The organism is Streptomyces sp. NPDC041108 (assembly GCF_055592645.1).
Genome location: NZ_JBVIYK010000003.1, coordinates 544,436 through 558,295, shown reverse-complemented (window position 1 = coordinate 558,295; position 13,860 = coordinate 544,436). Strand labels below are relative to the sequence as shown.

Below are 13,860 nucleotides of genomic sequence, written 5' to 3'. Positions count from 1 at the left end.
CGCTTCGGTTGTTTGAGTCAGTACATCCAGGAGTATTTCCATGACCGTCCCCACCCCTGACGCTCCCTTCGGCCACGACCCGCAGGGGCGCCCGTACTCGGACAAGTCGAAGATCGTCGCCGGCGTTCTGCAGCTCTTCCTCGGCACGCTCGGCATCGGCCGCTTCTACGTCGGTTCCGTCGGCGTGGGCGTCGCCCAGCTCCTCACCTGCGGTGGTCTGGGCTTCTGGTCGCTGATCGACGGCATCCTGTTCCTCACGAGCAACGACCGCACCGACGCCCAGGGCCGTGTCCTGCGCGGCTGATCGCGCTGCGGATCACCGCTCGGGTGATCGACCGAAGGGCCTCGTCCGCCACGGAGCTTCCCTCTGAAACTCCGCGCGGGGACGGGGCCCTCGTGCGTGGGCCGCGCAAACGCCGCGCCCGGACACGCGGAGGGCCCGCAGGTGAACCTGCGGGCCCTCCGTCATGCGCTGTGGCGGCGGCGGATCAGAAGCGGCGCGTGATGAGCGCCCGCTTCACCTCCTGGATCGCCTTGGTGACCTCGATACCGCGCGGGCAGGCGTCCGTGCAGTTGAACGTCGTACGGCAACGCCACACGCCGTCACGGTCGTTGAGGATCTCCAGCCGCTGCTCACCGGCCTCGTCACGCGAGTCGAAGATGAAGCGGTGGGCGTTGACGATCGCGGCCGGACCGAAGTACTGGCCGTCGTTCCAGAACACCGGGCACGAGGACGTGCACGCGGCGCAGAGGATGCACTTCGTGGTGTCGTCGAAGCGCTCACGGTCCTCGGCGGTCTGGAAACGCTCGCGCGTCGGCTCGTTGGTGTCCTTCGTGATCAGGAAGGGCATCACGTCCCGGTACGCCTGGAAGAACGGCTCCATGTCCACGACCAGGTCCTTGAGGACCGTGAGGCCCTTTATGGGCTCGACCGTGATCGGCTTCTCGGGGTTGATGTCCTTGATCAGCGTCTTGCAGGCCAGACGGTTCTTGCCGTTGATCCGCATGGCGTCCGAACCGCAGATGCCGTGCGCGCAGGAGCGGCGGAACGTCAGGGTGCCGTCCACGTCCCACTTGATCTTGTGCAGACCGTCGAGGACGCGCTCCTTGGGGTCGATCTCCAGCTGGAAATCTTGCCAGGTCGCCTCGGCCGACACCTCGGAGTTGAAGCGACGGATGCGGAAGGTGACCGTGATGTACGGGGAGTCGGCGAAGCCGGGCTCGGGGCTGCCGGCCGCGTCCGCCTTGTCCAGGGTCGGGGTTGCCATCAGTACTTACGCTCCATCGGCTGGTAGCGGGTCTGGACGACCGGCTTGTAGTCGAGGCGGACGGTCTCGGAGCCGTCGTCGCCGACCTCGCGGTACGCCATGGTGTGACGCATGAAGTTGACGTCGTCGCGGTTGGGGTAGTCCTCGCGGTAGTGACCGCCGCGGGACTCCTTCCGGGCGAGCGCCGACACGGCCATGACCTCGGCCAGGTCGAGCAGGTTGCCCAGCTCGATGGCCTCCAGGAGGTCGGTGTTGAACCGGCGGCCCTTGTCCTGGATCGCCACGTTCTTGTACCGCGCCCGCAGCTCGGCGATCTTCTCGACGGCCGTCTTGATCGTCTGCTCGGTGCGGAACACCATGACGTTGGCGTCCATGGTCTCCTGCAGCTCGCGCCGCAGCTCCGCCACGCGCTCGTTGCCGGTGGCCGAGCGCAGGCGCTCGATCTGCTCGACGACGAGCGACTCCGGGTTCTCCGGCAGCTCGACGAAGTCGGCCGTCTGCGCGTAGGCGGCGGCCGCGATGCCCGCCCGCTTGCCGAACACGTTGATGTCGAGCAGCGAGTTCGTGCCGAGACGGTTGGCGCCGTGCACGGAGACGCAGGCGACCTCACCGGCGGCGTACAGGCCCGGGACGACGGTGGTGTTGTCGATCAGGACCTCACCCTCGACGTTCGTCGGGATGCCGCCCATGGCGTAGTGCGCGGTCGGCTGGATCGGGATCGGGTCCGTGTAGGGCTCGATGCCGAGGTACGTCCGCGCGAACTCGGTGATGTCCGGGAGCTTGGCGTCCAGCTGCTCCGGCGGGAGGTGCGTGAGGTCGAGGTAGACGTGGTCGCCCTCGGGACCGCAGCCGCGGCCCTCCCGGATCTCCGTGTAGATGGAGCGGGAGACGACGTCACGGGACGCGAGGTCCTTCATGACCGGCGCGTACTTCTCCATGAAGCGCTCGCCGTCCTTGTTGCGGAGGATGCCGCCCTCACCGCGGGCGCCCTCCGTCAGCAGGATGCCCATGCGCCAGATGCCGGTCGGGTGGAACTGGAAGAACTCCATGTCCTCCAGCGGCAGACCCCGGCGGTACACGGCCGCCTGGCCGTCACCGGTGAGGGTGTGCGCGTTCGACGTCACCTTGAAGAACTTGCCGCAGCCGCCGGACGCGTAGATCACGGACTTCGCCTGGAAGACGTGGATCTCGCCGGTCGCCAGCTCGTAGGCCACGACACCGGCGGACTTCTTGACGCCGTCGACCTCGGTGATCAGCTGGTCCAGGACGTAGAACTCGTTGAAGAACTCCACGCCGTGCTTCACGCAGTTCTGGTACAGCGTCTGGAGGATCATGTGACCGGTGCGGTCGGCCGCGTAGCAGGAGCGGCGGACCGGGGCCTCGCCGTGGTTCCGGCTGTGACCGCCGAAGCGGCGCTGGTCGATCGTGCCGTTGGGCGTCCGGTTGAACGGCAGGCCCATCTTCTCCAGGTCGAGGACGGAGTCGATGGCCTCCTTCGCCAGGATCTCGGCGGCGTCCTGGTCGACCAGGTAGTCACCGCCCTTGACCGTGTCGAAGGTGTGCCACTCCCAGTTGTCCTCCTCCACGTTGGCGAGCGCGGCGGCCATGCCGCCCTGCGCGGCGCCCGTGTGGGAGCGGGTGGGGTACAGCTTGGTCAGCACGGCGGTGCGGCTGCGCTGCGTCGACTCGATCGCCGCGCGCATTCCGGCGCCGCCGGCGCCGACGATGACGGTGTCGTACTTGTGGATCTTCATGATCGGTTGCCTCAGCCCCGTGCCTAGCGGATGTTCGGGTCGAAGGTGAAGATCACCAGCGTGCCCAGCAGGATGGTGAACACCGTGGCGGTGTAGAGCAGGCCCTTCAGCCACAGGCGGGTGTTCGGGCGCTCCGCGTAGTCGTTGATGACCGTACGCAGGCCGTTGGCGCCGTGCAGCATGGCGAGCCACAGCATCAGCAGGTCCCAGGTCTGCCAGAACGGGGAGGCCCAGCGGCCCGCGACGAACGCGAAGCCGATCTTGGAGACGCCGCCGTCGAGGACGAGCTGGATGACCAGGTGGCCGATGACCAGGACGACCAGGACGATGCCGGACAGCCGCATGAAGAGCCATGCGGCCATCTCGAAGTTGCCGCGGGTGGACCTCGGGGTCTTCTTCGTGCGCTTGCGGGGCGGCTCGATGAAGGGGGCCGGGTTGTCGGGGCTGTAGCCCGACAGTTCCCCGGCGCCCTCGACGGGGCCGATGCCGGATGCGGTGGTTTCAGTGGCGGACATCTGTCTCAGCTCCCGAAGACTTCACGGACGGCGTGGCCGAGAACGGGGTACAGGGCCCCGATCATCAGCACCAGCCAGATGCCGACGACGGACCACAGCATCGTCTTCTGGTGACGGGGGCCGTTCGACCAGAAGTCGACGGCGATGACCCGAAGACCGTTGAGCGCGTGGAAGAGGATGGCGGCGACGAGGCCGTACTCCAGCAGCGCGACGATCGGCGTCTTGTACGTGGCCACGACCTTGTCGTAGGCGTCGGGGGAGACGCGGACGAGAGCGGTGTCCAGCACGTGTACGAACAGGAAGAAGAAGATGAGGACGCCGGTGACTCGATGAGCCACCCAGGACCACATTCCTTCCCGGCCGCGGTACAGCGTTCCAGCCGGCACGGAAGAACCCTCCGGGAGCGGGGATTGGGGCCGGCCGGCTTGCTTGTCGGTCTGACCCGGCCGGGTACGGTCCACCGGCCCCGGCCATGGTAGCGACGTCGTTGCACTTGGATTGAGCCGGGAGGGTTGGTGTGATCAAACTGGCATACAAAGGTGCACGTAAGGGTGAGTAGCGGGCGGCATCCGGGGCGGGGGTGCCTGTGCGCTGCTCGGGTGCGGGCGGGCGGGGCCTTCTCGCGCGGTTCCCCGCTCCCTCAGACGTGGGTTCTCCGGGTGGTCACGAGGGCGGTGAGGCGCTCCTTCGCCAGGCGGCGCAGTTCCTCGGCCACCACTACCCGTTCCTCCTCCGGATCGTTGGCCAGGCGGGAGCGGATGCCCTCCAGGGTGCGGTCGAGGAGTTCGTCCGGGCGGGCGGCGGCCTGGGAGATCACGAAGACGTGGCCGAAGCGGGCCTCGTAGGCGGCGTGCGCGGCGTTCAGGGCGGTGTGGGCCACGCCGTAGGTGTCGTCGGGGAGGACCGGGAGGGTCTCGCCGGCCAGTGCCTCCGCCAGGTCGGTCGCCGTGAGGTCGTACGCCGCCTCGTCCGACGCGGCGAGCAGGGCGTCCAGGTCGGGGTAGGGGCGGTGAGCGGTGAGGCGGTGGGCCCAGCGGAGGCTGCGCAGGCAGGTGAGGAGGGTCTGGCGGACCGTGTCGGCGGGGGCGTGGTTGAACCACTCCAGGGCCGACGGGCCGGGGGTGCGGACCTGCTGCGGTAGGGCGACCTGGCCGGGGAGGTGGGGGAGACGGTGCGGAGGCAGCGTGGTTCCTCGGCGGTGCGTAGGGGCCGACTGGGCAGATGGGTCGGGTTGGGCAGGCTGTGCGAAAGGTGCCACCACGTTACCGAGGCGGGTCATGGGCTGTCCGTTCGATGCCCGAAATTCACCCGAACGGGAGAGTTTCGGAACCTGTGGTGGACGGATGGGACGGTGGAACGTCGTAGGTTCGGGAGCAGGGCTCGCGAGAGAGCCGGGAAGTCGGGACACGGCCGGGAGAGGGCCGGACGAGGAGCGGGGGACAGTGCGGGCGAGAGGTGCGTGAGATGTCGTGGATGCTGACCGGAACCGGGACCCGGACCGGGGGCGCGTCGTGAACCGAGGCCGGCGCAGGGCACCCCGCAGGAAGACGGCGATCACGTCGAAAGGGTTGCTCCTGGGTACGGGGGCCGTCCTGGCGGGCGGCGCGGTCGCGGTGGCCGTGACCGTGTGGCCGGGCGACGGGACACGCACCCCCGGCGGCTCGGAGCCGTCGCGGGCGCGGTCGTCGGTGAACGCCGCCGAGAAGGCCCCGGCCGCCCCTCCGTCGCCCTCGCGCTCCTACCCGCTGTCCCAGAAGCCGCGGACCATCCCTGCCGTACGGCAGCACGAGGCGGCCCGCGGCCCCGGCTGGAAGCCCGCCGAGGGCGGCCGGGTCGTCGTACGGAACGCCGCGCTGGCCGACGAGGGGCGGCTGACCGCCGGGGAGCTGGGGCTCGCCTACGCGGGGGAGGCGCGGCCCCGGGACGGGGACGTGGAGCTGGCGCTGACCGGGGCGGACGCGCCGAGGTCGGAGGCGTACACGCTGACCGTGAAGAACCGGCGGGTGCGCATCGCCGCGCCCGCCGAGGCGGGGGTCTTCTACGGGACGCGCACCCTGAAGCAGGAGGTCCGCGGCGGCGGTACGGCACCGGAGGGCGTCGTCCGGGACGAGCCGGCCAAGCCGCAGCGCGGGTTCATGCTCGACATCGCGCGCAAGCACTTCACGGCGGGCTGGATCGAGGACCGTATCCGTGAGCTGGGCGACCTGAAGTACAACCAGCTCGGCCTGCACTTCTCCGACGACCAGGGCTTCCGGATCGAGTCCACGAGCCACCCCGAGGTGGTGTCCCGGCAGCACCTCACCAAGGCCCAGGTACGGAAGATCCTGGCGCTCGCGGAGAGCCGGCACATCCAGGTCGTACCGGAGATCGACTCCCCGGGACATCTGGGGGCCGTGATCGCGGGCAATCCGGGGCTGCAGCTGAGGAACACCCAGGGCGTGGCCGCGAGCGGGGCCGTCGACATCGCCAACCCGAGGTCGGCCGTGGTGGTGGACGAGCTGCTCGACGAGTACGCCGGTCTGTTCAAGGGCGCGTACTGGCATCTCGGCGGGGACGAGTACCGGGCGCTGATGGTGTCGAACCCCGAGGCGTCCTACCCGCAGCTGGCCGCCGCCGCGCGGCAGAAGTACGGCGCCGGCGCGACCGTCGCCGACCTCGCGACCGGCTGGCTCAACGACCGAGCCAAGGTGATGCGCGGCCACGACCGGACCGTACGGGCCTGGAACGACGGGTTCTTCCGGGGCGGCTCGGTCCAGGCGGACAAGTCGATCCAGGTCGCCTACTGGACGGGCAAGGAGATCGGGGCGCGCCCGCCCGTGGAGTACCTGAGCGCCGGGCGGCAGGTGATCAACTACAACGACGAATACCTGTACTACGTCCTCGGCGAGCCCAACCAGTTCTTCTACCCGACCGGGCAGCGCATCTACGAGTCCTGGACGCCACGGGTGCTGCGGGGCACGACCGCCGTCCCGGCCCGGTACGACGACCAGATCCTCGGCGGTTCGTTCGCCGTCTGGTGCGACCTCGCGAACCGGCAGACCGAGGCACAGGTCGCGGCGGGCGTGCGGATGCCGCTGCGGGCGCTGTCGCAGAAGCTGTGGGATCCCGGGAAGCCGGCGCTGAGCTGGGCGCAGTTCCGGGAGCTGGCGGGGAAGGTGAGCTGAGGCGGGGGCCGGGAGGCGGAGGGCCGGGCGCCGGAGGTCCGAGGGCCGGGGGCTCGGGGGGTCGGTGGGCCGGTGGGCTGCGGAAGCCTTCGTGGGGCGGAATCGGGTGGACGGGCGGGGCCGGTGAATCGTATGTTCCGCGTGTTCTGATCGCCGAGCGTGAGGGTCTGGGGAGGACCGCGGTCGGCGTGTTTCGATCACACGGGGGTTTCACGATGAACTGCGCGCGCTGCGGGAACCACGCGGCGGCACCCGGCGGAGAGCTGTGCCGGCAGTGCGAGGCGGCTGGTCCGCATCAGGTCGCCCTGCCGCGCGCCACGCATGACGAGCTGCCCATCCAGTCGCCCCACGGCCCCGCCTGGCTGCGGTCGCCGGTGGGGCTCGGGCGGGCGGTGGCGATCCTGCTCGGGGCGGTCGCCGCCGCCGACGTGGTCGCGGTGTGGGCGGACCTCACGCTCCTCGACGTGTCGGACCGGCTGGCCGGCGAGGACTGGAGCGTGGCCCTGGAGAACGACTCCGACCGGGCGGACGGGCTCGTCGCGCTGGCGGGCGTCCTCCAGACGCTCACCTACGTCGCCACGATCGTCGTCTTCCTCGTCTGGTTCCACCGGGTGCGGGTCAACGCCGAGGTGTTCGACCCCTTCGGGCACCGGAAGAAGCGGGGCTGGGCGATCGGCGCCTGGTTCGTGCCGGTGGTGAACCTGTGGTTCCCGCGCCGGATCGCGATCGACTGCTGGGACGCGAGCAGCCCGTGGGAGAAGCCGCGGTCGCACGCGCTCGTCAACACCTGGTGGACGCTGTGGCTGCTCAGCCTGTTCGCGGGAGAGGCCGGGGACAGGGCGTACCTCAGGGCGGAGGAGATCGAGGAATACCGACTGGCCGCCCGGCAGATGCTGTTCGCGGACTCCCTCGAGATCGTGGCGGCGGTGTTCGCCGCCCTCTTCGTCCTCGCGCTCACGCGGATGCAGGACGACCGGGCGCGCAGCGGTCCGCGCGAACCGGAACCCGTCACCGTCTGAGCGGATTGCCCGATTCCGGGGGCGAACTGCCGTACATGTGTGGTGTATTCCCGTTATGGGGTACTGGGGGTACTACGTCGTGGCCAGGAGCGGGCAGCCCCTCGCCGAGCTGGGCGCGCTGGGCCGGGCCAAGGGTCTGACGCTGTGTGCGACGGCGGCCGGCGACTGGCAGGTGTGGGCGTACCCGACGGGCGCGCCGGGCGCCGGGGCCGAGGGTGGGACCGCGGGCACCGGCGACGTCGGGAACATGAACGCGCTGGCCCGGGAGACGGGGGCGCCCGCGCTGTTCGGCTACGTGATGGACAGCGACTGTGTGGTCGTCGAGGCCGCCGGGCCGGAGAGCGGGGCGTGGACCACGTGTCTCGCGCGGCGGGCCATGGCCGCGTATCTGGGCGACGGTGAGGGGCTCACCGTCGAGGACTACTTCCTCGAACCGCGTGACGCCGCGGAGCGTGCCGTGGCCTGGGCCGCGGAGGCCGGGCGGGCCGTCGACGCGCGGGTACTGGTCGATGTGTTGACCTCAGAGCCTGGACCGGCGGACCCCTTGGCTGAAAACATTCTGTTCCGGTTGCTCGACCGGCTCGGGGTCGTCCCTCTGTGACACTCCCGTGCCGTCGCACGCAGTAAGGGGAAGTGCGGGCTCCGTATAACCGGGGTGTGGTCGAGCGGGATACAGGGGAGGCGTGATGAGCCTGGTGGAGCTGTTGGCCCAGGCCGACGAACGCGGTCTGGCGGCAAGCGGATTGGCTTGTTTGGACCGCTGCGTACCGCTTCTCGGGGGCGACGACGAGGTCCTGCGTCCGCTCTGGGCGGAGCTGGCGGACGACGGGCAGGGGTGGGGCGAGAAGGTGGCGAAGGCGCGGGGTGAACTGGCCTCGGCCGATGCCGATGCCGATGCCGATGCCCGCGCCGGGGCCGGCGCCGGCGCTGATGGCTCCGCCTCGGGTGAGGAGGCGGTTCTGCTGGCCCGTCGGATGCTCGACGCGGTTCCCGGCGAGCGGTCCGGGGACGCGCTGCGTGCGTGGGCGGAGATCTGCTCCGTCTCCGCCCTGAGGATCCATCAGTTGCTCGACCCGCTGGACGCCGGGGGCGACGACTCGGTGGCGGCCTGCCGTGCGGGCCGTACCGAGGGAGCCTCCCATCTCGTCGCCGCCGAGCTGCGCCGGCAGGTCGTCGTGCTCGAACTGCTCGCGCAGCACGGGGCGGTGGGGGTGCGGCAGGCGCTGGGCGCGGCCACCGAGGGCCGGCGGGTGCTGCGGGCGGTCGTGTCACGGCGGGCGCGGGGGGCGCGGCGGTAAACCTCGGTTCCCTGGCGGGTCCTGTGGGTGTCCTGAGGGCGGGTGTGGCGGTCCTGCGCCGGTGTCGCGCACGCGCCGAAATCGCGAAACGTCTCGTGCGGAGCGGGCGCTTTCCCGAGTGTGAGCGCACAGCAGACATTCAGTTCGGGCGGCGCCTCCGGCGTGCCGGGGAGCCTCGGCGAGCGGGACGGCCACGACAGCCGGCCCGCGAGCGCGGCGAAGCCCCTTCGGTGGGCGGCCGACGCGGTGGCGATGATGCGGGAAGGGGCGCGGGTGCGTCTCGACTACTCGACGCAGAGTCTGTGGCGGGTGGACCGGATGATCGAGGAGATACGACGGGAGGGCGCGCCCTACGCCGCCGTGGAGCGGGCGTTGCGGGGGTTCGGGGCGTACGGGGGCGAGGTCGTCGTGCGGTGGGCCGGCGGCGAGTGGGTCCAGTCGGGCGGGGAGTTCTGGGTGCGGACCTGGGACGGCCGCTACTGGGATCCGCTGGACGAGGCCCGGCGCTGTTTCGCCGGTGAGGGCTCGCTGCGGCTGCTGTGCCGTGACGCGATGTCGTCCGGCTGACGTGGGGAGGTTCGCCGCCGCGGGTGAGCGGGGCCTCTCGTGCTTCTCTCCGCGGCCTCGGACGGGTGCCTCGCGCCGCCGGAGGGGACGCCGTGGCGGCGGTTGACGGTGTGACACTTCCGCGGAGCGGGACGCAGATGACCATGGGGGCTTCGCGGCGGCCGGGACGGTCCCCGCAACGCCATCCCGGCACCGACGCGGCACTGGCTCGGACAGCCTGCGGCCAGGGAGGGGAACCTCGGCGCGTGCAGGCGTACGACGGGGAGCTGGGCGCGGCCGTCGCGCGGGCCCAGGCCGGGGACGAGGCCGCGTTCGCGGTGGCGTACCGGCTCGTGCATCCCGGCCTGCTGGGGTACCTGCGCGGAATCGTCGGGGACGACGCGGAGGACGTCGCCTCGGACGCCTGGCTGGAGATCGCGCGGGACCTCGGGCGGTTCAAGGGGGACGGCGCCGGCTTCCGGGGCTGGAGCGCGACCATCGCCCGGCACCGGGCCCTGGACCATCTGCGGCGCCAGAAGGTGCGGCCCCGGGCGACCGCCCTGGAGAACGACCTGCTGGAACTGCCGGGCACGCACAATACCCAGGACCAGGCCCTGGAGACCCTGTCCACCGAACAGGCGCTCGCCCTCGTCGCCCGGTTGCCGCGCGATCAGGCCGAGGCCGTACTGCTGCGTGTCGTCGTCGGCCTCGACGGCCCCGCCGCCGCCCGTGTCCTGGGCAAACGCCCCGGCGCGGTCCGTACGGCCACCCACCGGGGACTGAAGCGCCTCGCCCAGCTCCTCCGGGCCGAGGGTGTGACGGATGACGGCTCCCGGACGCTGGGGGAGTCGAGATGACCGACAGCGACGACGGCCTCGGCGGCGAGGACACCGGCCACCGCGGCCACGCGCACGCCGAGAGGGAAGGGCACGAGATGCCGTCGCGGAGGACGGATCCGGCCGGGGGCGACGGACGCCGCGCGGGCGAGGTCCGTGAGGGGGAGGTCCACGACAGGGTGGGGCGCGAGGGCCAGGGGCCCGCCGGTCCCGGCGTCGCCACCTCCTCCGTCGCCATCCCCTCCGTCGACTCCCTCCTCGCCGCCGCCGTACGCGGTGGTGCGGGGGCCGACAGCGTGGGGGAGGCGCGGGCGGTGGCGGCCTTTCGGGCGGTGTGGGAGAGAGGGGCGCGTACCGCTCGCACCCGGCGGCGCGACGACTGGCGGCCGAACGCGCGTCGTCGTGTGCAGCTCTCGATCCGCACCACCCTGGCCGTACTGCTGGCCAGTCTCACGCTCGGCGGAGTCGCCTTCGCGGCGATCGGCTCGGCCGCACGTGACGACGGGGGCGGCGGCCGAGAGCACACGGGCGACGCAGGCGGTGACCGGCGTCCCCGTACGACGGACGGCGCTCCCGTCCGTCCCGGCCCCGCCACGGCCGACCGCCCCGACCCGGACCGGCGACCCGCCGCGTCCGGGCAGCCCGACAGGACCGGCCGGCAGCGCGACGGCGGCGACCGGCCGCACGGCAGCGGCAACAGCAGCGGCAAGGGCAAGGGTGATACGCGGGGGCCGTCCTCGCGTCCCGGCGCGTCGGGGGCCCCGGACGAGCCCGGCCCGCCGGACGGGGTACGCAAGCCGCCCGTCGCGGAACGCGGCCCCACGGGCACGGGACGGAAGCCGCGCGGCGAGGTGCGGGCCCCGGAAACGAAGTGAGGCCGGCGTGCTCGCAAGACCCCCGTACTCGCAAGACACCCGGCCGACTCCGCCGATGGCAACGGCCGGGGCCGCCACCCCCCACAGGAGAGGCCCCGACCGTCGCGCGGCACGGGCCGCGCGGCGACCCGTACTACCTACAGCGCCGCCCCCGCGTTTTCTGTCACACCTCTCCGCATCACGAGTCAGTTGCATGTTCTACGGACATGGACGGTCAGCGGTTTCAGGCCGTAACGTGCCTTTCGCGCCGGATCGTGGATGGCGGAAGACCACCGCAACCACAGCGGTCCCGAGACCGCGACCATCGATCGAGGAAGGGGCGCGTGGGTGCTGGGGGACGACGCGGAGCTGACTGCCGCGGTGCTTGCGGCACAGGACGGGGACGAGACCGCGTTCCGGACTGTGTACCGCTCGGTGCACCCGCGGCTGCTCGGGTACGTGCGGACGCTGGTCGGCGACCCGGACGCGGAGGACGTCACCTCCGAGTCCTGGCTGCAGATCGCCCGTGACCTGGACAGGTTCAGCGGAGACGCCGACCGGTTCCGCGGCTGGGCCGCGCGGATCGCCCGCAACCGGGCCCTCGACCACATACGCATGCGGGGCCGCAGGCCCGCGATAGGCGGCGACGAGACCGAGCTGACCGCCAAGCCGGCCGAGTCCGACACGGCCGGCGAGGCGATGGAGGCCCTGGCGACCGGCCGTACGCTCTCGCTGATCGCCCAGCTGCCCCAGGACCAGGCGGAGGCGGTGGTCCTGCGCGTCGTGGTCGGCCTCGACGCCAAGACCGCCGCGGAGACACTGGGCAAGCGCCCGGGCGCCGTACGGACGGCCGCGCACCGGGGGCTGAAACGGCTCGCCGAACTGATCGGGGAGAATCCGGAGACGGCTTCGGAGGCCGACCCGGAACCCGGCGACCCGCTGGACGCCGTACCCCGACCGAGAGCCGCGCGTGTGCGCGCGGCCACGTCCGCCGGTGTGACGCATACGCGTTCGCGGACGCAGAAGGATGTGTGATGGCCGACGAGCAGTACAGGTGGCTGAACCGCGACGCCGCGGAGCGGCTGCTGAGCGGGGAGCCGCTCGAAGCCGTCGACGCCCACATCCGTGCTCGTGCCGACCGGCTCGCCGAGGCGCTCGAAGCCCTGGCCGCCGAGGGCGCGCCCGAACCCGCGCGGGATCCCGAACTCCCGGGCGAGGAAGCCGCGTTGGCCGCCTTCCGGACCGCCCGTACGGCCCGGCCGGGCTCTGCGGCCCACTCCGGTGAGAGCGCCCGGGCCGCGGATCACGGTCGTGGCGGCCGCCCGCACACCACCGCCTCGCCCACGGCCGACGCGGGTGTCGTACACCTCGGCCGTCCCGTGCGGACGCCCGCCGGACCCGACGGCCGCCGGGGCCGCTGGGGCCGTCCCGTGCGGTTCGGGCTGGTCGCGGCGGTGGCCGCCGGGATGCTCGGCGGGGTCACGGTGGTGGCCGGCGGCGGCGCGCTGAGCGCGTTCCACGGCGAGGAACCGGAACCCTCCGCCACCGTCTCCGCCGGCCGGTCGCCGGACCGGCCGCTGATGTCGCCGTCGCCGAACACCGGCAAGGGCGACGACAGGCGCGGGGCGTGGGGCGGGGTGACACCCGACCCGTCTGCGGACGCCACCTCGAAGGGCGACGCCCCCTCCGGCGACGGAACCGGCGACACCGACGAGGACAAGCGGTCCGGTGCCGGAGGGCAGGGCGATGAGTCCACCCGGCAGTGGCGGAAGAACCTGCTCTCCGCCTGCCGTGACGTCCGCGACGGCAAGGAGCTGGACGCCGACCGCCGACGCGGCCTGGAGGACGCGGCGGGCGGCAGGGGCAAGGGGCAGCTGAAGCGCTACTGCGAAGGCGTCCTGGCCGGCGGCGCGGGCAACCCCGGCAGCTCCGGCAAGGCGAAGCGGTGGGGCGGCACGGCAGCGGGCGGGGGCACCGGGACCGGCGCGTCGGACACCGACGGGCGGACGGACGGCGGCGGCAAGGACGCGCGGACCGGCAACGGCTCCGACGATGACGACGACTCGCACCACGGCAAGGGCCGTCACGGGAACGGGAACGGCAAGGGCCGTCACGGGAACGGAAGCGGGAAGGCCGAGGGCGACGGCAGCGGCCACCGGCACGGCAACGGTCACGGGAACGGCAAGGGCAAGGGCAAGGGTGGCAAGAACAAGGGCCACCAGGGCGGCAAGGGGAACAAGGGCGGCAAGGGCGACGGTGGCAACGGTCACCGCGGTCAGTTCGCGGCGGTGACCCCGATCGGCTTCGAAGCGGCCCCCGCCCTCACCCGAGCGACCCTCACGCACCCCTCCTGACCTGCGTTTTCATATCCGCTACGAATTCTTTCGCGGAGCGGGTAACACTTTGGGCCGCCCCGGCGCAGTAATGAGTGAGCCGACTGGTCATCGGCCGTCGCACAGAGCCGGGGTTCCCCCCGTACCTACGGCTCGTGCACCTCGGCGGGGGGGGGGGGGGGGGCGCCCGGTCGCGCCCCCGATCCCCCCCCCCCCCTGTCCCCCCCCGCTCCCCCACCCACCTCCCCCCCCCCGGGGGAACCCCCCACTCTT

General features: G+C 72.0%; 15 protein-coding genes. 10 read left to right on the top strand and 5 right to left on the bottom strand.

Annotated elements, in window-relative coordinates; translation table 11 throughout:
* Positions 1-40: 40 nt before the first annotated feature.
* Positions 41-304, top strand: coding sequence for a TM2 domain-containing protein (locus ACZ6BB_RS12035; protein WP_013001272.1), 264 nt, complete (start codon positions 41-43; stop codon positions 302-304).
* Between the two features lie 184 nt (positions 305-488).
* Here ACZ6BB_RS12035 and ACZ6BB_RS12030 read toward each other — a convergent pair whose 3' ends face one another.
* From ACZ6BB_RS12030 to ACZ6BB_RS12010, 5 genes are all read right to left on the bottom strand, one after another.
* Complete coding sequence (locus ACZ6BB_RS12030) at positions 489-1,268, bottom strand: succinate dehydrogenase iron-sulfur subunit (RefSeq protein WP_005481014.1); 780 nt, start codon at positions 1,266-1,268, stop codon at positions 489-491.
* On the bottom strand, positions 1,268-3,022 hold the full coding sequence (gene sdhA, locus ACZ6BB_RS12025) for a succinate dehydrogenase flavoprotein subunit (RefSeq protein WP_059078954.1): 1,755 nt from the start codon (positions 3,020-3,022) through the stop codon (positions 1,268-1,270). The genes ACZ6BB_RS12030 and sdhA overlap by 1 nt, the downstream gene beginning before the upstream one ends.
* A 23-nt stretch (positions 3,023-3,045) precedes the next feature.
* Positions 3,046-3,537 carry a succinate dehydrogenase hydrophobic membrane anchor subunit gene (locus ACZ6BB_RS12020; RefSeq protein WP_471615134.1) on the bottom strand — a complete coding sequence of 164 codons (492 nt, stop codon included), beginning with the start codon at positions 3,535-3,537 and terminating at the stop codon, positions 3,046-3,048.
* Positions 3,538-3,542: 5 nt separating this feature from the next.
* Entirely contained in the window at positions 3,543-3,923 is a 381-nt protein-coding gene (sdhC, locus tag ACZ6BB_RS12015) for a succinate dehydrogenase, cytochrome b556 subunit (RefSeq protein WP_078531457.1), read from the bottom strand.
* A gap of 254 nt (positions 3,924-4,177) precedes the next feature.
* Entirely contained in the window at positions 4,178-4,816 is a 639-nt protein-coding gene (locus ACZ6BB_RS12010) for a 2-oxo-4-hydroxy-4-carboxy-5-ureidoimidazoline decarboxylase (protein ID WP_471615133.1), read from the bottom strand.
* Between the two features lie 289 nt (positions 4,817-5,105).
* Here ACZ6BB_RS12010 and ACZ6BB_RS12005 point away from each other — a divergent pair, with 289 nt between their 5' ends.
* The 9 genes from ACZ6BB_RS12005 (at position 5,106) to ACZ6BB_RS11965 (ending at position 13,608) form a co-directional block, all read left to right on the top strand.
* On the top strand, positions 5,106-6,701 hold the full coding sequence (locus tag ACZ6BB_RS12005; RefSeq protein ID WP_471615328.1) for a beta-N-acetylhexosaminidase: 1,596 nt from the start codon (positions 5,106-5,108) through the stop codon (positions 6,699-6,701).
* Positions 6,702-6,916: 215 nt separating this feature from the next.
* Positions 6,917-7,720 (top strand): DUF4328 domain-containing protein, encoded by an 804-nt coding sequence (locus ACZ6BB_RS12000; RefSeq protein ID WP_471615132.1) that lies wholly within the window; start codon positions 6,917-6,919, stop codon positions 7,718-7,720.
* 55 nt (positions 7,721-7,775) lie between these two features.
* Entirely contained in the window at positions 7,776-8,321 is a 546-nt protein-coding gene (locus tag ACZ6BB_RS11995; RefSeq protein WP_471615131.1) for a hypothetical protein, read from the top strand.
* An 85-nt stretch (positions 8,322-8,406) separates the two neighbouring features.
* Positions 8,407-9,018, top strand: coding sequence for a hypothetical protein (locus ACZ6BB_RS11990; RefSeq protein ID WP_471615130.1), 612 nt, complete (start codon positions 8,407-8,409; stop codon positions 9,016-9,018).
* Positions 9,019-9,180: 162 nt separating this feature from the next.
* Positions 9,181-9,585 (top strand): hypothetical protein, encoded by a 405-nt coding sequence (locus tag ACZ6BB_RS11985; RefSeq protein WP_471615327.1) that lies wholly within the window; start codon positions 9,181-9,183, stop codon positions 9,583-9,585.
* Positions 9,586-9,830: 245 nt separating this feature from the next.
* Positions 9,831-10,421 carry an RNA polymerase sigma factor gene (locus ACZ6BB_RS11980; RefSeq protein WP_471615129.1) on the top strand — a complete coding sequence of 197 codons (591 nt, stop codon included), beginning with the start codon at positions 9,831-9,833 and terminating at the stop codon, positions 10,419-10,421.
* Positions 10,418-11,275 (top strand): hypothetical protein, encoded by an 858-nt coding sequence (locus tag ACZ6BB_RS11975; protein WP_471615128.1) that lies wholly within the window; start codon positions 10,418-10,420, stop codon positions 11,273-11,275. Before ACZ6BB_RS11980 ends, ACZ6BB_RS11975 begins: the two co-directional genes overlap by 4 nt.
* A gap of 327 nt (positions 11,276-11,602) precedes the next feature.
* Complete coding sequence (locus ACZ6BB_RS11970) at positions 11,603-12,289, top strand: RNA polymerase sigma factor (protein WP_471615326.1); 687 nt, start codon at positions 11,603-11,605, stop codon at positions 12,287-12,289.
* Positions 12,289-13,608, top strand: a complete 1,320-nt coding sequence (locus ACZ6BB_RS11965) for a hypothetical protein (RefSeq protein ID WP_471615127.1) — start codon at positions 12,289-12,291, stop codon at positions 13,606-13,608. The genes ACZ6BB_RS11970 and ACZ6BB_RS11965 overlap by 1 nt, the downstream gene beginning before the upstream one ends.
* Positions 13,609-13,860: the final 252 nt, after the last annotated feature.